This window comes from Janthinobacterium sp. BJB304, assembly GCF_002735765.1.
Classification (GTDB): Bacteria; Pseudomonadota; Gammaproteobacteria; order Burkholderiales; family Burkholderiaceae_D; genus Janthinobacterium.
Genome location: NZ_PDZN01000006.1, coordinates 31872 through 49661, shown reverse-complemented (window position 1 = coordinate 49661; position 17790 = coordinate 31872). Strand labels below are relative to the sequence as shown.

At 64.3% G+C, this 17790-nt stretch carries 11 protein-coding genes; 8 read left to right on the top strand and 3 right to left on the bottom strand.

What is annotated here, in order from left to right; genetic code table 11:
• Positions 1-160: 160 nt before the first annotated feature.
• The 6 genes from CSQ95_RS08825 (at position 161) to CSQ95_RS08800 (ending at position 7601) form a co-directional block, all read left to right on the top strand.
• Positions 161-1531 carry a hypothetical protein gene (locus CSQ95_RS08825; protein ID WP_099409228.1) on the top strand — a complete coding sequence of 457 codons (1371 nt, stop codon included), beginning with the start codon at positions 161-163 and terminating at the stop codon, positions 1529-1531.
• Positions 1524-2270 carry a hypothetical protein gene (locus CSQ95_RS08820; RefSeq protein ID WP_070292394.1) on the top strand — a complete coding sequence of 249 codons (747 nt, stop codon included), beginning with the start codon at positions 1524-1526 and terminating at the stop codon, positions 2268-2270. The genes CSQ95_RS08825 and CSQ95_RS08820 overlap by 8 nt, the downstream gene beginning before the upstream one ends.
• Before the next feature lie 8 nt (positions 2271-2278).
• On the top strand, positions 2279-5110 hold the full coding sequence (locus CSQ95_RS08815) for an ATP-binding protein (RefSeq protein WP_099409227.1): 2832 nt from the start codon (positions 2279-2281) through the stop codon (positions 5108-5110).
• Complete coding sequence (locus CSQ95_RS08810) at positions 5110-6114, top strand: DUF4424 family protein (protein ID WP_180279001.1); 1005 nt, start codon at positions 5110-5112, stop codon at positions 6112-6114. The genes CSQ95_RS08815 and CSQ95_RS08810 overlap by 1 nt, the downstream gene beginning before the upstream one ends.
• A 2-nt stretch (positions 6115-6116) precedes the next feature.
• Positions 6117-6710 carry a nucleotidyltransferase family protein gene (locus tag CSQ95_RS08805; RefSeq protein ID WP_099409225.1) on the top strand — a complete coding sequence of 198 codons (594 nt, stop codon included), beginning with the start codon at positions 6117-6119 and terminating at the stop codon, positions 6708-6710.
• Positions 6711-6782: 72 nt separating this feature from the next.
• Positions 6783-7601: a hypothetical protein gene (locus CSQ95_RS08800; RefSeq protein ID WP_099409224.1), complete on the top strand. Its 819-nt coding sequence runs from the start codon at positions 6783-6785 to the stop codon at positions 7599-7601.
• A 1-nt stretch (position 7602) separates the two neighbouring features.
• Here CSQ95_RS08800 and CSQ95_RS08795 read toward each other — a convergent pair whose 3' ends face one another.
• Positions 7603-8121, bottom strand: coding sequence for a hypothetical protein (locus CSQ95_RS08795; protein ID WP_099409223.1), 519 nt, complete (start codon positions 8119-8121; stop codon positions 7603-7605).
• Between the two features lie 189 nt (positions 8122-8310).
• Here CSQ95_RS08795 and CSQ95_RS08790 point away from each other — a divergent pair, with 189 nt between their 5' ends.
• Positions 8311-10806 (top strand): S9 family peptidase, encoded by a 2496-nt coding sequence (locus CSQ95_RS08790; protein ID WP_180279000.1) that lies wholly within the window; start codon positions 8311-8313, stop codon positions 10804-10806.
• Between the two features lie 229 nt (positions 10807-11035).
• Entirely contained in the window at positions 11036-11275 is a 240-nt protein-coding gene (locus CSQ95_RS29640) for a hypothetical protein (RefSeq protein ID WP_034753464.1), read from the top strand.
• 174 nt (positions 11276-11449) lie between these two features.
• On the opposite strand, the gene CSQ95_RS08780 is transcribed toward CSQ95_RS29640, so the two are convergent.
• The gene (locus CSQ95_RS08780; protein ID WP_099409221.1) at positions 11450-15877 is read right to left on the bottom strand and encodes a translocation/assembly module TamB domain-containing protein; all 4428 of its coding nucleotides are present in this window, start codon (positions 15875-15877) and stop codon (positions 11450-11452) included.
• The gene (locus CSQ95_RS08775) at positions 15877-17784 is read right to left on the bottom strand and encodes an autotransporter assembly complex family protein (protein WP_099409220.1); all 1908 of its coding nucleotides are present in this window, start codon (positions 17782-17784) and stop codon (positions 15877-15879) included. Before CSQ95_RS08775 ends, CSQ95_RS08780 begins: the two co-directional genes overlap by 1 nt.
• Positions 17785-17790: the final 6 nt, after the last annotated feature.

Genomic DNA, 17790 nt, shown 5'->3' with positions numbered 1-17790 from the left:
GGTACCGTGCGCCGGTCGTGTTGCGCCGTGTCCGCACCGCCCCCTCCCACGCGCTAAATTGCATGTCAGAACTGATATACTGACGCCCCCGCCCCGCAGCGCTGCGTTAGCCCGCCGCGCCGCCCGCTGAACACTCATCCGGAAAAGAATGATTGATATAATGGCAAGTGCAGCCGTGGCTACGGATGCAAATCAGACAGAGCAAGAGCATCACGATTCCTTGCAGGCGCATTTCCAGCCCAATATTTCGGCCGATGAAATCGAGCAAGTATTTCACTTGAAGCGGGCGCAGCCCTTGCTGCAAGTGTTTACGGCCCTGTTTCACGGCGGTTTCGATGGCGTGCTGGTGCGTCTGCTGGTGTTGCGCGAGCTGGCGTCCGATGCCGCCACGTCCGCCTATACGCGCGCCGATATCAACACCAAGCTTGCTTATCTGTTGCCGGAAAGCCTGGAAACGGTCTTGCTGCGCCTGCGTTCGAACCAGCTGCTGGCCTGGGATGCGCAGCAGGGCGTGTACCGCGTCACGCCGATGGCGCGCAATGTGCTGTCCGCCATCGACAGCTTGCTGGGCCTGGGCCTGACGGAAGACGAGGCGGAAATGGGCTTTCTGCTGTCGCAGGTGGCGGGCGCGCAAGCCGTGGGCGGCGTATCGGTCGAACAACTCCAGCATTTGCTGGGCCGCCTGGTAGACTTGACGGAAGAGTTTTCCGACGCCATCGCTTCCGGCTCCGAATTCCGGCTGCGCACGGCGCAGGCGAAGTGGAACATGGCTTGCGACTGGGTGGAAAAGGGTTCCGAGATTCTCGTGGCCATCACCTCCGATGAAAACGCGGACAGCGCCACGCACAAGGCGGCGCAGGCGATCGGCCGGGCGCAAAGCAAGTTGCTCAACATGCAAGGCATGTTTTCGCGCGCCCTGAACCAGATCGAGCGCCAGCGCGTGCACCTGGGCCAGTCGGGCCTGTCGACCACCGACATCAAGCGCTGGCTCTTGCTGCACGACGACCTGGCCAGCCTGGCCGAAGGCGCCATCGACCAGCCCGTCGTCCCCCTGTTCTCCACGCCGGCCGAAATGATCGACGTGGCGGAAACGGAACTGCTGTCCGAACGGGCGGCAGGCGTCATCAACACGGGCCTGCCCAGCGGAGAGGACGCGCCCACCACCATCAGCGACGGTCCCGCCATGCAGCTTGAACTCGATGATTTGCTCGAACGCCTGTCGAACTTTGCCAGCCTGGGCAATTTCCCCAGTATCGGCGAAGAAGGACCGAAATCGGTTCCCGTGCAGGATTCGCTGCTGCCGGCCAGCTTTGCCGTGGCGTCCTACCGCGCCTCGATGCTGCCGCTGCTCGGCGACGTGTCCGAAGCGAGCTTGCAAGGCTCGACGGCCGAACTGGCCCGTCTGCCGATCACCTTTACACCGACCGACGAGATGGTCCAACTGTCCGACCCCCATGTGGCGGCCATGTCGATCGCCTCGCTTTCACTGAATGTTTCACTTGATTTAGATAGCGGCACCGCCGATGAATGACGATTCCCAAATCCTGATTGCGCGCCTGCTCACGCATCAAACCCTGCGCCGCGACGACAAGCTCGTCAAGCGCGTGCTGTCCGACGAGCTGTTCCGCGCCGAGATCGATGCGCGCCTGCTGGCCTGCGGCTTGAAGCTGCTCGACAACGTGTATGCCGACCATGTGACCCTGGCCCTGACGCGCACCATCGAGCCGAAGATCTTCGGCGCGCGCGACGTGTGGCAAAACAATAATTTCGGTCTGGCGCGCGATGGCGTGGCCTTGCTGGTGGTGCTGTGGGCGCAGATCATCCTGCCCAAGCGCGAACGCCAGGAAACGCACCAGCACGCGGACGACGACCAAAATGACATGTTCGGCACGGAAAAACCGCTGCCGCGCGCGGAAGACGCGTCGATCGGTATTTCCTACAAGGCGCTGCTGTCGGACTTCGGCGACAAGCTGGGCAAGAAGACGCGCATGGACATGAATCTGGGCACCCTGGCCAAGCTGGGCTTCATCGAGCGGCGCGGCGATGTCATCCTGGAAGGCCCGCTGCTGGACCTGATGATGGATACGGACGTCTTGAAAGAACGCATCATCAACGGCGCCCTGGCCGACGTGTTCAAGCGGGCGCCCGCGCGCCTGGTGGCCGTCAGCGGCGATTCACTGCTTGACGCCGACCTGACAGACGACCTGTCCGCCGACATCGGCGACCTGCCTGACGCGGGCGACGAGCCCGTGTCCGATCTCCCTCACTGAAAGCGCCCATGTTTCATATCAAATCACTTGAACTGGTGCACTGGGATTACTGGCAGCGCATCAAGAATATTCCGCTCGACGCGAAGATCATCACCATCGCGGGGCAGAACGGCTCGGGCAAGACCACCTTGCTCGATGCCTTGCGCACCCTGTTCGGCCTCGACTGCTCGATGGGGCGCACGTATAAACACTATGCGCGCCATTCGGGCCAGCAGACGGCCTGGCTGCGCGCCGTGGTCGACAACAAGAACGTGGGCAAGCAGCTGTCGAACCGGCCGTTCCGTAGCTCGGGCTTCTTCAGCGACGATGAAGTAACGCTGTTTTGCCAGATCCAGAAGAATGGCGGCGACTGGAAACGCCAGTATTTGATGCGCCCGGGCAATGTGCAGATCGAGGACATCACGGACGCCAACGACTGGCTCGGCGTGGAAAACTACCGCAAGCGCCTGGCCAATGCGGGCCTGTCGCCGGCCATGTCGAAAGTGCTGGCGCTGGAGCAGGGCGAGACGGACAAATTGTGCGAATACGCGCCGCGCCAGCTGCTCGACCTGGTGTTCCAGGTGTTCGGCGACAAGGAAGTGCTCGATGCCTACGACGAAGCCAAGCGCCACCAGCGCGATACGGAAGTGGAGCTGAAACGCTTCGAAACGGAACTCGAAGCGTCGAAGACCAACCTGGAAGGCCTGCGCCTGCGCGTGGCCAATTACCACCAGTGGGAAGGTTTACATAAGGAACGCCGCAACCTGCTGGAAGAAGTGCTGCCCAGCCTGCAATACCACGAGGCGCGCGAAAAGGCGGCCATCGCCAGCCGGCAATTGCGCGATGCGCGCAAACCGATGGCGCAGGCGGACCAGCAACTGACGGATAAACGCAATGCGCTGGCGGCGCAGGCGAAGGCCCTGTCCGACGCGCAGATGAACGAAACTCTGCTGGAGCAGGAATCGATCGGCTTGCAGAGCCGTTTGTCCTTGATCAATGCCAAGCTGAAACCGCTGGACAGCCTGCTGGAGCAGAAGGACCGCTTGCACAAGCTGGCGGCCGATTCGGGCAGCGACATCGCCGAAGTGGCGGCCCAGCTGGAGCAGAAGGAAGCGCAATTGCTGCAGCAGCGCCAGCAGCGCGACGCCTTGTCGGCCCGCATCGCGGGCGAGCAGGCGACGATTGCCGCGCTGCAAGGCAAGACGGCCATGCCGGAGCCGGACAATGTACGCGGCATGCGCCGCGCGCTGCGCGACGCGGGCATTGCACACGCCATGCTGTCGGACATCGTCGAAGTGACGGACAGCCGCTGGCAGGGCGCCGTCGAAGGCGTACTGGGCGGTTACGCCTCGGTGGTGCTGCTCGACAAGGCCAAGGATGCGGCCGCCGCCTACCGCCTGGCCGAGAAGGAGCGCTACCGCCACTTCATCGTGCCGGACCTGGTCACGGCGCCTGTCGCCAAAGACGAGAGCTTGCTGGCGGTGGTGAAATTTTCCGCGCCCGTGCCCAGCTGGCTGATCGAGCAGCTGTCGCGCATTGCACGCGTCGACTCCGTCGAAGCAGGCTTCAAGCTGGGCAACCACGAAGAGTGGATCACGCCCGAGGCGTACCACCGCGAACGCCGCGGCGGACGCTCGCTGTTTGTGGAAGCGTCGCGCTACCGTTTCGGCCAGGCTGGCCGCAGCGGCCGCCTGGAAGCGCTGCTGCGCTCCTTGCCGGGTCTGGAAGGGCAGGAAGACACCTTGACCCTGGCGATCTCGAAGCTGGCGGCGGAAGTGGGCGCCTTGAAAGCGCGCATCGCCGGCGTCGATGCGGCCAAGGAACTCAGTGCGCGCCAGGAAGAATTCGCCGAAGCGCTGCGCAATTCGAAGCCGCTGAAGGAAGAGCGTCTGGAAGTGGGCGGCCGCCTGGGCGAGTTGCAAAATCTCACCAAGAACGCCACTGTGGCGCGCACGCGTGCCGATACCGTGTGGCAAAACGCACGCCTGGCCCTGTCCGAAGCGGAAGCGGGTTCGCGCCTTGGCTACAAGAAACAAATTGAACAGCGCGCCGAGCATGCGCGCGCCTTGCTGGCCTTGCGCCATGCGTGGCGCCACTTGCCGAAAAGCTGGCGCCGTCCCGCGCGCCGCGCGGCCCTCGTGGCCGAACACCAGAATGCGCACCAGGTCGACTTGCGCGTGGCCAGCCTGCAAAACAGCCTCGCGCGCGACGACTGGGAACTCGACGCCACCGTCATCGACCAGCATCATCGCCTGTCGGAGCAGCTGCATGGCCGCCAGTCGGAAACGGACGAGCGCCGCTACCAGAACAACCGCGCCATCGAAGCGACGGGCAATGCCCGCGGCGCCTACATGGAGCGCTTGCGCTACACCATCAAGACCTACAGCAAGAACATCAAGGAGCTGGGCGAACTGGCCGGCATCGAAGTGCATGCCGACCCCGTGCGTCTGGAAAACGACGATGTGCAGCTGTCGCAGGCGGGCTTGCACGTGCGCTTCAAATTCGACGGCAAGGGCGTCATCGGCATGAACGATGGCGAAGCGTCGGGCGGCCAGCAGGTCATGAAGTCGCTGGTGCTCTTGATCGGCTTGCTGAAATCGGAAGACGGCTCCGGCGGCTTCGTCTTCATCGACGAACCGTTTGCCCACCTTGATATCCGCAATATTCAATTGGTCGGCGAATTCCTGAAAAATACGGAAGCGCAATACCTGATGACGACGCCGTTGACGCACAACACGGATGTCTATGATCCCTCGGAGCTGACCTTGATCACCAGTAAGAAAAAGAAGGATACCCAATGGGCACAACCGATTTTCGTGCTGCAGCGCCGGATCGAACCCGCACCGGGCAAGGCGGCGTGATGACCGTGCGCAAGCTTGTTCTGGCCGCGGCCCTGGCGCTGGCGTGTTCGGCGCCAGCCGTGGCCAACGACGGCATCGGCTCCGTCAGCGCGGGCGGCATCCTGTTCGGCAAGACGGATGCCGTGGCCATGAAAAAGGAAGTGCTCAGCGTGAGCACGGACTTGATCAAGGTCGAGTATGAATTCCTCAATGAATCGGCCAAGGATGTGGAAGAGACGATCTTCTTCCCCTTGCCCGAATACTCTTCCGGCTACCATGGCTCGCCCACGTATTACGGCCAGCCGCAGCAGTTTACCGTCGACGTGGACGGCAAGCGCAAGGAGTATAAAACCACGTTTGTCGCCAAGCTCGGCAGCTCCGACGTGACGGCCCGCCTGCGCCAGCTGGGCTTGTCCGACGCGCAGATCGCGTATTTCCCTTCGCACACGCCGTTCGACAAGAAAGTGGTGCCGCTGACGGCCGCGCAGAGCAAGATCATGATCAAGGAGGGTCTGCTGGCCCAGCTGTACGACGAGGAGTGGGTACCGGCCTGGACCGTGAAAGTCATCTACTTGTGGCAGCAGAAATTCCCTGCCGGTAAAGTCGTGCGCGTGCGTCATCAATATGCGCCGTTCGTCGCAGCCGGCCCCGGCGCCTCCTACCTGGGCGATGGCAATACCTTTGAAAAGAAATACTGCGGCGACAAGGCCTTCTACAAGACGTGGAACCGGCTGGCGGCCCAGCAGGGCGAAAGCGGCTTCGTCAATGCCGTCTGGGTGTCGTACATTTTGACGACGGGTAACACCTGGAAGAATGGCATTGAAGACTTCACCATGAATTTGATCAAGGGCAAGCCGGACGAGCTGGTCAGCCTGTGCTTTCCCGGTACGTTCACCAAGATCAACCCCACCACCTTGCAAGTGAAGCTGCGCAACTTCCATCCGAAGCAGGACCTGGATGTGTACTTCGGCAATGTCGAAGGCACGGTGAGCAACGACGGCGTGGCGCCGCAGATCCGGCCATAGGAATGAGCACGCAGGAAGCGCTGGCCGCGCGCCTGCGCGCCATCGCCCGCGCCACGCCATGGTGCATGCAGGCCCTGGACGCCGTGGCGCAACTGGGCTTGCCCCACTGCTGCATCGGCGCCGGCGCCGTGCGCAAGCTCGTGTGGGACGCCTTGCACGGTTTCACCCAACCGTCGGCATTGAACGACGTCGATGTGGCGTATTTCGACGCGCACGATGTGCTTGCGGAAAGCGAGGTGCGGCTGCGCCAGCGCCTGGAAACGGCGCTGCCCGGCGTGCCGTGGGAAGTGTGCAACCAGGCCCGGGTGCACCTGTGGTTTGAAGACGAGTTTGGCTACGCCGTGCCGCCCTTGCTGTCGCTCGATGACGCCATCGCTTCCTGGCCCGAGTTCGCCACGGCTGTCGGCATCTATCTGCAGCCTGACGGCGAGATCGGCATCGTCGCGCCGCATGGCCTCGATGACTTGTTCAATATGGTGATCCGGCGCAACCCGGCGCGCATCAGCGAAGACGGCTATGCGCAGCGCCTGGCCAGCAAGGATTATGCGGCGCGCTGGCCGCGCGTCACCATCATCGCCTGGAGAAATGTGGTGTAAAAAGCAATTAAATGCACTGTGGATACAAATTGCCTATAATTGCCAATTTTCCAATAGTGCTTTCCTGATCCCATGTCCTTCTTGATTTCCATGCCGCTGCGCCGCCTCGGCCGCCTCGGCCGCCTGTTCTGCCTTTCCTCCGCCCTCGTGGCGCCCGCCGCCTGGGCCGACAGCTACACCGATTTCCAGCAGGCCAGCGGCCAGCTGGAAACGCTGATGGCCAAGGCGACGCCGCACAGCGGCTTGCCGCGCCTGGGCGACCCTGGCGTGGCGCAGCTGTTTGCGCAGATCGCCGACGGCCCGCGCCTGTTCCAGGCGCCCGTCGCGGCGCTGCAGGACGTGAACGAAAGCGTGGCCGTGTGCGAAAAGGCCATGCGGCTGGGCAAAACATACTATGCGTTTGGCCTGGAACGGCCGTTGCCGCTGTCCGGCGCCGAGCTGCAGCAGGCGCGCAAGGAACAAGTGACGCAGAACCTGGCCAATTATGGTGATGAAATGAGCAGCTTGTTTGCTTTCAGCATGCATTGCCATGGCCATTTGATCGGACTGATGGAGCAGGAATTCAGCGCCCAGCCGGCCGATGCGGTGAGCGGGCCCGAGCGTCTGCGCGCGCGGGCGTTCAGCAAGAACACGGCCATTGTTTTCACGAGCGTGGTGCAGTTCGTGCAAGTGCCGTTCTGGAACGTGGCGCAAAAGAAGCGGATGCTGGAAGCGGCGGCCCAGCACGCCACGGCGAATGCCAATCTGATGGCGCCGCCCTTGCGCGAGCGTTTGCTGGCCAGCCTGGCCGATGCGGACAAGGATATCGATCCGGTCCTGGCGCCGGTGCTGGCGACGATACGCCAGGCGCTGTCGGTGACGACGTGTACTGGCCTGTGCCAGTACTACTGAGTTATTCGGCGGCTTGCAGCGGCTTGTTGCGCTGGCGCCAGCGCACGAGGCCCCACGCATACACGGCGTAGTAGCCGATGACGAGGCCGTAGGCGGCCATGGTCAGCGGGCTCTGTCCGAACGGCGGCGGCGGCACGGGCACGTCCAGGCGCGTGTTCAGGTAGATTTCCATGCCGCGGTACAGCAAACGGGCGATGAACAGCATCGTGATGGCCAGGCCCAGATAGCGGTGCTGGGTAAAAAAGAAATCCTTGCCGACTTGCTCGAAACGCGTCAGCTTCAGGCCCAGCACACCGAGCCAGCCGCCGCCCAGCGCGGCCGCGCCCAGGCTCGACAGGGGCAGCAGCTCGAATTTCGTCGTCGTCGCCAGGAACAGCAGCAGCGCGGGAAACGCGACCGCCACGCTCCAGTGCCGCCACAGCTGCGACTTCTGGCGCGCCACCAGTTTCTTCAGGCGCGAATAAATGCGCCAGACCAGCAGCGGGACCAGGAACAGCAGGGCGAGGGTAGTGGTTTCCATGTAGGCAATCGGGTGCGGGTAAAACAGCGATTGTAAGCCAGATGGGGATGGGCGGCGATGCTTGTCAAACGGTAAAAGTTGCTGGTTGACATTTACTTGGCCTGAACGCACTATGCCCTGTCACAAAGCGCCGCCATGAGCGGCGCGGTGCGCTCGCTTGTTGTCACCACCTTCATACACTGGAGTTCCATGTCTACACGTTTGCCTTTGCTGCCCATCACTGTCGGCTTGATGGCCTCGTCTTCCCTGGCCATGGCGCAAGATGGCGCTTATCAAGCCCCGCCCGCGCCCCTGCAAGCCATCGTCGATGCGCCGCGCGCGCCGACCCTGAGCCTGAGCCCGAAACGCAACCTGGCCGCCGTGCTGCCCACGCCATCCCTGCCCGGTATCGGCGAAGTGGCGCAGCCGGAACTGAAGCTGGCGGGCTTGCGCATCAATCCGCGCACGTATTCGGCCAGCCGCTTCAGTTTCCACACGGGGCTGGGCTTGCTCGACATCGATACGCAGAAGGAAATCAAGGTCAGCGGCCTGCCGGCGGCACCCCGCATCGCCGATCTGGCCTGGTCGCCTGACCAGCGCTACCTGGCCTTTACGCACATCGCCTTTGCCGATCCCGCCAGGGGCGTGAAGGAGTCGGGCGTGGAACTGTGGCTGCTCGACGTGCAGACGAAGGCGGCGCGCAAGCTGTCCAGCACCCCCCTGTCGGCCGTGTATGGCCGCGGCTTTTCCTGGATGCCAGACAGCAAGACCTTGCTGGTGCAGCTGAAGCCGGCCAAGCTCGGCGCGGCGCCCGTGGCCAGCGGCATCCCGACGGGCCCGTCCATCCAGGACAGCGTGCCGGGCGGCGGCGTCAAGCAATTGCGCACCTATCCGGACTTGCTGAAAAACGAACAGGATGCGCAGCTGTTCGAACACTACATCACGGTGCAGCTGGCCTTGCTGGACGTGGCGGGCAAGCAGCGCCTGGTCGGCCAGCCGGGCCAGTTCTCGCGCGTGTCGGCCTCACCCGATGGCAAGCACCTGCTGACGACCAGCATCGTGCGTCCGTATTCCTACATCGTGCCGGCGCATGATTTCGGCCACAAGATCGACGTGCGCGACCTCAATGGCAAGGTGGAGCACGCGGTGGCGGCCCTGCCGCTGGAGGAAGGGCTGCCGCCAGGCAATGATGCCGTGTCCGCCGGCGTGCGTTCCGTCAGCTGGCGCGTCGATGCGCCCGCTACTTTGGTGTGGGCCGAAGCGCAGGACGGCGGCGATCCGGCCAGGGCGGCCGAAATCCGCGACATCGTCTACACGCAGGCGGCGCCGTTTAGCAACAAACCGGCCGTGCTGGCCAAGCTCGGTTCGCGCTACGCGGGCGTGGCCTGGGGCCGCGGCGACCTGGCCCTGCTCAGCGAAGCGTGGTACAAGACGCGCGCCGTCAAGCAGTGGAAGATTGCGCCAGATCAACCGTCCACACCGGCCGACCTCGTGTACGCTGGCTCCTTCGAAGACCGCTACAACGATCCGGGCCAGCCCGTCATGCGCGCGGACGCGGCCGGCTTGCCGCGTTTGCTCATCGCCGCTGACGGTTCCATCCTGCTCGACGGCCAGGGCGCATCGAAGGAGGGCGACCGGCCGTTCATCGACCGCCTGAACCTGGCGACGAAGCAGAAGGAGCGCCTGTTCCAGAGCGCCGCCCCCTACTATGAAAACGTGGTGGCCGTGCTGGACGAGGAGGGCAGCCGTTTGCTGTCCACGCGCGAATCGCCGACCGAGCAGCCGAATTACTATGTGCGCAACTTGAAGCAGCAGGGCGCGGCGCAATTGACGGCGCTCACGCATTTCCCCCATCCGCTGCCGCAACTGAAGGACGTGCAGAAAGAGCTGATCCGCTACAAGCGCGCCGACGGCGTGGACTTGACGGCGACATTGATGCTGCCGCCGAACTACGACGTCAAGCGCGACGGCCCGCTGCCGACCCTGATGTGGGCGTATCCGCAGGAATTTAAGACGGCCAGCGCCGCCAGCCAGACCAAGGGCTCGCCCTACAAATTCAATGCCGTCAGCTACTGGGGCCCGGCCGCCTTCCTGTCCATGGGCTACGCCGTGCTCGACAATCCATCGTTCCCCATCGTCGGCAATGGCGAGCAGGAGCCGAACGACACGTATCTGCCGCAGCTGGTGGCCGATGCCGAGGCGGCCGTCGAGGAAGTGGTCAAGCGGGGCGTGTCGGACCGCAACCGCATCGCCATCGGCGGCCACTCGTATGGCGCCTTTATGACGGGCAACCTGCTGGCCCACACGCGGCTGTTCCGCGCCGGCATCGCCCGCAGCGGCGCCTACAACCGGACCTTGACGCCATTCGGCTTCCAGGCCGAAGAGCGCCCGTTCTGGCAGGCGCCGGCCGTCTACCAGACCATGTCGCCGTTTAATTACGCGGACAAGATCAAGGATGCGCTGTTGATGATCCATGGCGAGCAGGACAATAATTCGGGGACCTTCCCCATCCAGAGCGAGCGCATGTTCCAGGCCGTCAAGGGACTGGGCGGCACGGCGCGCCTGGTGATGCTGCCGAACGAGAGCCACGGCTACCGCGCGCGCGAATCGATCATGCAGATGCTGTATGAAAGCAACAACTGGCTGGAGAAATATGTGAAGAACGCGGCGCCGCCGGCCGCCGACGTCAAGCCTGCCGGCAAATAAGGGCGGCGGTGCGCAACTCGTGGTATGGTCTTCTTTTGTCTGCAGGGAGGCCAGCCATGACCGTCATCCATGCCCACCGCGCGCCCGACCCGGCGCCCGTCGATGAACCCATGCCGGCGCCGGAGCCGCAAGAAGCGCCCGGGCACCATCCGGGGCCCGTGCACCCGGTGCCGCAGGACGATCCCGTGCCGCACCCGCATCCTAATCTCGTCAAGAAAGGCTGTTTTAGATGGCAATTGTCAAGGAAGTCTACACACGCAAAGTCAGCGGAGAATCGTTCGACTATGAACTCGATTACACCCAGGGCGCGGACGTGGCCTGGATTGCGCGCGTGTACCACGACGGCGTGCTGAAAGGCTCGCCGCACGGCGCGCTGACGGCCAATGTGCTGTCCGGCCCCGCGCTGGAGCAATATCTGCGCGCGTATGTCGAAGGCATGATCGAGCGGGGGCTCGACGTGGCCGAGTAAGATCGCCTTTGCGGCAGATCAAGAAAAAGGGCGCCGAGGCGCCCTTTGCTGTTTCTGGTGGTGTCGGATTACGCGGCTGCGCCGCTAATCCGACCTACGTGGAGGCACATGGGCCGTAGGTCGGATTAGCGGGGGCACGCCCCGCGTAATCCGACAACATTGTTGGCCGCCACTCTAATCAAACGCCCACGTATACAACACGTCCAGCGCATTGTTCGTGCCCGTCTGGAACTGCAAAGTGATGCGGCGGTTCAGTTTGTAGCGCAGCTTGACCAGGCTCGTCGCCGTGCTCGTGCCTTGCTCGAACGTCAGGTAGGCGCGCGACGACAGCCGCTTGCCGACGGTGACGACCGTGCTTTCCAGTCCTTGCGCCTGCGACAGGCCCACTTCGTCGAGGCCCAGCGAATTGGCCAGCTTGCCCTGCAAGCCGCCGCCGGAGCCGCCGAAGAGGGCGCCTGCGGCCGTCGTCAAGAGCGCCATTTCATCGCCGGCCGCCGTTTCCGCGCCGTGACCGAGGATCAGCCAGGCCAGCTTGTCGCTGTCTGACACGCTCGGCGTGGACACCAGCTTGGCCGTCGGCGCCTGTGCCGTGCCGCGCACTTCCACGCCCGCTTCCACGTTTGTTTCCGACAGCGCTTCGCCTTCGGGACGCTTGCGCACGGCCAGGATATTCAGTGACGGGTTGTCGTAGGCGCCCGTGAAGGCGATCAGGCCACGCTCGATCGACAGTTTCTGCCCGTAGGCCGCGTATTGACCTGTGACAACCTTGATGCTGCCCGTCACGCGCGGCGCGGCGCGGTTGATGACTCTGGCGCGCACATTGCCCGCCAGGTCGGCATCGAGCCCCATGCCGCGCAGGTGGAAAGCGTTGCCCAGGTCAAACTCGAGGTCGATATTCAGGGGCAGCGAAGGCGCTTCCTTGCTGCCCTTGATTTCCTTGCCCAACACCACCACGTCGCTGCTTTGTGTGGGGGTATCCTGCGGCGCCAGTTCGATCAGCGCGCGGTTGGCCTTGAACTTGCCCTCGAAGCTGAAGCGCTTGTCGTTGCGCACCAGGGTGCTGTTGCCCGACAGGACCAAAGTGCGGTCCGGACGCGACAGCGCCTGCAGGCGGTCGGCCATCAGTTTCAGTTCCAGGCTCGCTTCGCCATTCGCAAAGCGTACCCAGCCATCGGCCTGCACCTTGCCGTCGCCGCCGTCAAAGCTCAAACGCTGCAATTGCAATTGATCGCCGGCCAGCTTGGCTTGCAGCACGCCATTGCGCAATTTCAAGCCCTGGTCGGCCCAGTTCACCAGCAGCTTGCTGCCGTTGATGTCGCCATTCAATTGCGGCGCGCCGATGGTGCCGCTGCCGGACAGGGCCACCTTCAAGGCGCCGCCCAGTTCCAGGCCCGGCTGCCCCGTCAGCGGCGCCAGCCACGCCAGCGAATCGATGCTGGTGGTGCCCGTCAGGGAGAGGGCGCTGTCGTTGCTGATGCGTCCGTTCAGCATTTGCACGGTGGCATTGATATCGCTCTGGCCCGCGCGTGCGCCATCGAGTTTCACGGCCAGGCGCAGCTGCTGGTTGGCCACATCGATGCGGGCATCGAAGGTGCGCAAGCCCAGCGCCAGCGGCTGTTCCACGCCCACCGTCACGTCGCCTTTTTCGCGGTAGATGTGCAGCATGCCGGCCAGCGAGGGATCTTTCTGTTTCGCCGTCGGCACCTGCATGTCGAGCGACCATTGCGCGCCCAGGGTCAGGTCGCTGCGCGCATTGGCTTGCAGCGACGGGATCACTTGCGCCAGATAGGTCAGGGCCACGCCGGCCGCCTGGCCGGAACTGGTCCAGCGGGGGCCGTTCTTGACCAGGTTTTGCATGGTGATGCTGCCTGCCGGCAATTTGATGACGGTGTTGCCCACGCTGATCTGCTCGGGCTGGCCCAGGCCCGCCACGCCGCTGCCGGCCGGTCCCGCCACTTTCACGGGCACGGGCGCTTGCAGCACGAGCGCATAGCGCCCCTTGTTTTGCAGGCTGTCGATGCTGCCCGTCCAGGCGGCGCCGCTCTGGCTGCCGCGGATTTGCACGGTAGCATCGAAATCGTCATTGCGCGCCGTCAAACTGACCGTATGGCTGCCGCGCGTGCCCGTCGTGCCCAGGCGGGCGCTGGCCAGCTTGAAGGTGGGCGTGCTGTAGTCCGTGATCTCCAGGCTGCTGACCATGGGGTCGAGCGCGCCTTGGCCGGCGCCCACGCTGGCGCTGCCTTTCACGGCTTTCAATTGCTGGTCGCCAAAGAAGGTCAGATCCTTGCCATCGAGCGTCAGCTGCGCGGCGGGCGCGTCCATCTTGCCCGAGACGGAACCGGCCGCATGCAGCACGCCGGCAAACTTGGGGCCCAGGGTCGACAGTTGCGGCGCATCGAGTTTCCACGTCAGATGGTCGGAGGCGCCGCCCAGCGCGCCCTTGGCCAGCAGGCTGTTCGGCCCCAGGCGCAGTTCCGTATCCACGCTGTCGATGCGTTTCGCGTTGGCCGACAGCTTGGCATAGCCGGCCAGCGGCGCATTTTGTAAGGTCGATTCGCGCAAGGCCAGGTTGAGGGCCACTTGCCAGTCGCTCGTCAGGCGGCCGCTGCCGTTGAAATCCGCATTCACGTTGCCGTTGGGCAGTGAAGCGCCAAACGCGGCCGGGTTGATCTTTTGCAAGGAACCCGTCATTTTCAATTCCGCTTGCTGCTTCGGCCCCGTCAAGCCCACTTCGCCGCTGGCGTGGATGGCGCTGTCGGGTGCGGGGCGCTTGCCGCTGGTGAGGCCCAGTCCTTTCGCGTCGGCCACAAAGCTCGTGCGCGGCTGTTGCAGCGTGCCCTGCACCACGCCGCTGGCCAGCACCGTGCCCAGCAAGTCGCCCTGCAGGGCGGAGAGCTGCCGTGCATCGACATTCCAGTTGAGCTTTTCGCCGGCGCCGCCAAAGTTGCCCTTGGCCGTCACGTTGTTCTTGCCCAGCGCCAATTGCACGTCGATGCCGCTGAAATGGGCCGCATCGGCCGTCAGCTTGCCCTTGCCGGACAGGGGCTGGTCGAGCAGCTTGCTGGGGCGCACGGTGAAGTCCGCGTTCGCCAGCCACTTGGGGGCCACGTGGCCATGGGCGCGCACGTCGAGGTTCAGGTCGGCCACGGGGAAGGCGCCGAAGTCGGCGGGATTGAGGCGGCTGGTGCTGGCCACGGCCTTGAACGGTTGCTCATCCTTCAGGCTGATCTGGCCCGTCGCGTTGACGCTGCTCTTGCCTGCCTGCAAGGTTGCCTTGCGCAATTGCACCAGGGAATCGGCCAGCGTGGCTTCCATGTCCAGGCGCAGTTTCGCTTCGCCCAGCTTGGCGCGCAGGGTTTGCGTCTTGCCGTCGCTGTCGAGCACGATGTCACCGACGATCTTGGTGCTGTTGATGCTGCTGTAAATGTGCTGCAAGTCGATCTTGTCCGTGTGCAAGGTCAATTGCGCATTGCCGATGGGGCCATCGACGGCGTCGCGGTTGAGCTTGCCGCCGCCCGTGAACTTGCCCGCGTTGCCGAAATCGATGATGGCCGACTCCAAAGTCGTGGCCGTCAGGGTGCCGCCCAGGCGCGCTTCGAACTGGCGCAGCGGCAGCTTTTGCTGGTCGATGGGGCCAGGCGTGGCGTGGTTGAGGATGGCCAGCTTGCCCGACACGGTTTGCGCGTTGGGCCGCGTATCGATGGCGGCATCGAGTTCCAGGCTCAGGTCCGCCTGCGGCAGGGTAGCGTCGAACTTGCCCGGATTGATGTTGCGGCCACGGATGTTGGCCGAGTGCAGGATGATGACGGGGTCGAACGGCGCCAGCGCCAGCTGGGCGTCGGCCGTGGCCGCGCCCGCGCTGCCCTTGGCCGTGACGTTCAGCACGTTCAGGTCGCCGCCCAGCTGCAGCGCCAGGGCGGCTGGTTTTTCGCCGGCGGCAGGGTTGATCTGCGTCAAGCCCGCCTTGCCGCTGAGCTTGAACGGCTGCGTGGCGGCAATCGTCGCGCTGGCCGTGGCCTGGCCGAACGGCGTCAGGGCCGAGGCGTCTTCCAGCTGCCATTGCGACTTGTCGCCCGACAAGGTGAAATGGATCTTTTCAAATACCGTGTTGCCGCCCGCGCTGACGAGGGTCACCTTGTCCAGGCGCGCGTCGGCAATGCCGATCTTGAACGGCGAGGCCAGGCTGGCGGGCATGGTCGACGGTTCCTCGGACGGCGCCGTGCTTTCCACGGCCAGGCTGGCCACGTGCAGTTCGCTGATGGCGATGCCTTCCGAGAAGAACTGGAACGGCGACCAGTTGATGTCGATGTTGTCGGCCGTGATGTGCTGCGTCTTGCTGCGGTAGCTGACGTGGCCCAGGTGCATGCGGTTGTACAGCGAGCCGGACACGCCCGACACTGCGATGTCGCCGCCGCTGGCGCTGGCCACTTTTTGCACCAGCATCTGCAAGGTCGATTCGCGGCCCAGGAACCAGAAGCCGGCGCCCAGCAGCACGGCCAGGCTGGCGACGGCGATCAGCACATAGCGCACCCAGCGGCGCGGTTTTTTCGCCGGCGGTGGCGGCGCGGCGCCGTTGGGGGACTCGGTAGAAATATCGGACATCAGAAAGTGAATCCCAGAGAAAAGTGCAAACGGTAGGCGTGGACGGCGTGGCCATACGCCACGTCGACATTGATGGGGCCGACGGGGCTCTTGTAGCGCCCGCCCAGGCCATAGCCCGATTTCGGCGTCATGGCCGCTTTGACCGTGTCGGCCGCGTTGCCGGCGTCATAGAAGGCGGCAACGGCCCACTTCGGCTTGAACCAGTACTGGTATTCGGCGCTGCCGGTGAGCATGTAGCGCCCGCCGATGGTGGCGTCGCCTTCCTTCACGCCCAGCTCCTGGTAGCCATAGCCGCGCACCGACTGGTCGCCGCCCGCGCGGAACAGGTAGACGGCCGGCACGCCGCGTTTTTCCTTCGAGCCCAGCGCGCCCATTTCGCCGCGCACGATCAGCTCGCCCTTTTCGCCGAGCGGACGGTAATACACGGCCTTGCCGGCCACGCGCACGAAGCGCTCGTCCGTCAGCAGGGGCAGCAGGGCGCCGCCCACCTGGGCATTGATGACATAGCCCTTGGTGGGGAACAGCAGGCTGTCGAGGCTGCGCTTGGTGATGGCATAGGTCAGCGGCAAGCTCTTGCTGCGCGTCTGTTCCAGGCCCACCACCGTCTTGTCTTCGCTGAGGAACTCGAACGTCAGGCTGCGCTCGAGGTTGGTACCGCCCCAGTTGCGCTTGGCCGAGATGGTGGTGACGGCCGTGATTTCGTTGGAAATGTCGCTGCGCTCGAACGAGGCGCCCGCGCTGTCGTTGTAGCCGCGCTCGGTGGTCGGAAAGTAAAAATTGGCGTGCGCCGCCTGTTTTTTCGTTTCCATGGTGATCGCGCTCTTGAAGCGCGTGCCCCACACGTTGAGGTTGTCATAGTTGAGCTGGGCACGGTTCCCCGTATTCGTACTGAAACCGAGACCGGCGCTGACGTTCTGCTGCTTGTTTTCCGTCACGCGCACCACCAGCGGCAACAGCGGCGCGGGGCCGCGGTTGGCGGGCCTGGCTTCTGGCGCGGCGCCGGCGGCCTCGGCTTGCTGGCTTTCCTGGCCTGCCTCGATCTGCTCGCCCAGGATGCTGCTCATGTCGGCACTGACTTCCACGCTGGCAAAGTAGCCCGTGTCCTGCAGGCGCGCCTGGAACGATTGCAGCGCCGATTCGCTGTAATAGTCGCCCGGGCGTATCTTGTCGAGGTTGCGGATGATGCTGGCATCGTAGCGTTTCAAGCCTTCGATGCGCAGCTCGCCGAAGCGCAGCTCGGGGCCGCTGTCGAGCACCACCAGCAAGGAGACCTTGTGTGTTTCCGGGTCGACCACGGCTTGCGTATCGACCAGCTGGGCGCGCGGGTAGCGCGTCTGCACCACTTCGCGCAGTAGCGCGCGCTTGGCCGCTTCCCATTCCGCCTGGCGGAACACGCTGCCCGTCTTCAGGGCCCAGCTGCGTTTCAGCGCTTCCGTATCGTAGGGTTCGGAAGCGGCCAGCGGCGGCGTGGGATCGAAGCCGCGCAATTCCAGCTCGACCTTGTCGATGGTCACCGGCTGGCCCGGATCGACGTCGACGATGACGACGGGTTTGGCGCCCGTCGTGTCGACGCGCACCGTGACGACGGGCGTGTAGTAGCCGGCCGTGGCGATGAGGTTTTTGGCTTGCTCGGGCGTATCGCGCACGAGGCGCTGCAATTGCTCGCGGTCCATGCGCGGGTTGCCGCGGAAGCGTTCCAGGTCCAGGTTTTTTTCCAGCAACTCATCGAGGTCGCCGGGCGCGTTGACCTTGACCTCGTACTGCAGCGGGGCGGGCGCCGTTTCCGTGGCGGGGCTGTCCGCAACGGCATCTTGCGTGCGTTCCTGCGTACCCTCCTGCGCGCCGGCATGGGCGATGGGAAACAGCGAGATGACACTGCCGGCGGCCGCCAGTGTCAGTTGACCCATTGCTTT

Excerpts from the sequence above, each read along its gene's own strand:
- CSQ95_RS08825 (WP_099409228.1), top strand. The coding sequence starts at position 161 with ATGGCAAGTGCAGCCGTGGCTACGGATGCAAATCAGACAGAGCAAGAG.
- CSQ95_RS08820 (WP_070292394.1), top strand. The coding sequence starts at position 1,524 with ATGAATGACGATTCCCAAATCCTGATTGCGCGCCTGCTCACGCATCAA.
- CSQ95_RS08815 (WP_099409227.1), top strand. The coding sequence starts at position 2,279 with ATGTTTCATATCAAATCACTTGAACTGGTGCACTGGGATTACTGGCAG.
- CSQ95_RS08810 (WP_180279001.1), top strand. The coding sequence starts at position 5,110 with ATGACCGTGCGCAAGCTTGTTCTGGCCGCGGCCCTGGCGCTGGCGTGT.
- CSQ95_RS08805 (WP_099409225.1), top strand. The coding sequence starts at position 6,117 with ATGAGCACGCAGGAAGCGCTGGCCGCGCGCCTGCGCGCCATCGCCCGC.
- CSQ95_RS08800 (WP_099409224.1), top strand. The coding sequence starts at position 6,783 with ATGTCCTTCTTGATTTCCATGCCGCTGCGCCGCCTCGGCCGCCTCGGC.
- CSQ95_RS08795 (WP_099409223.1), bottom strand. The coding sequence starts at position 8,121 with ATGGAAACCACTACCCTCGCCCTGCTGTTCCTGGTCCCGCTGCTGGTC.
- CSQ95_RS08790 (WP_180279000.1), top strand. The coding sequence starts at position 8,311 with ATGTCTACACGTTTGCCTTTGCTGCCCATCACTGTCGGCTTGATGGCC.
- CSQ95_RS29640 (WP_034753464.1), top strand. The coding sequence starts at position 11,036 with ATGGCAATTGTCAAGGAAGTCTACACACGCAAAGTCAGCGGAGAATCG.
- CSQ95_RS08780 (WP_099409221.1), bottom strand. The coding sequence starts at position 15,877 with ATGTCCGATATTTCTACCGAGTCCCCCAACGGCGCCGCGCCGCCACCG.
- CSQ95_RS08775 (WP_099409220.1), bottom strand. The coding sequence starts at position 17,784 with ATGGGTCAACTGACACTGGCGGCCGCCGGCAGTGTCATCTCGCTGTTT.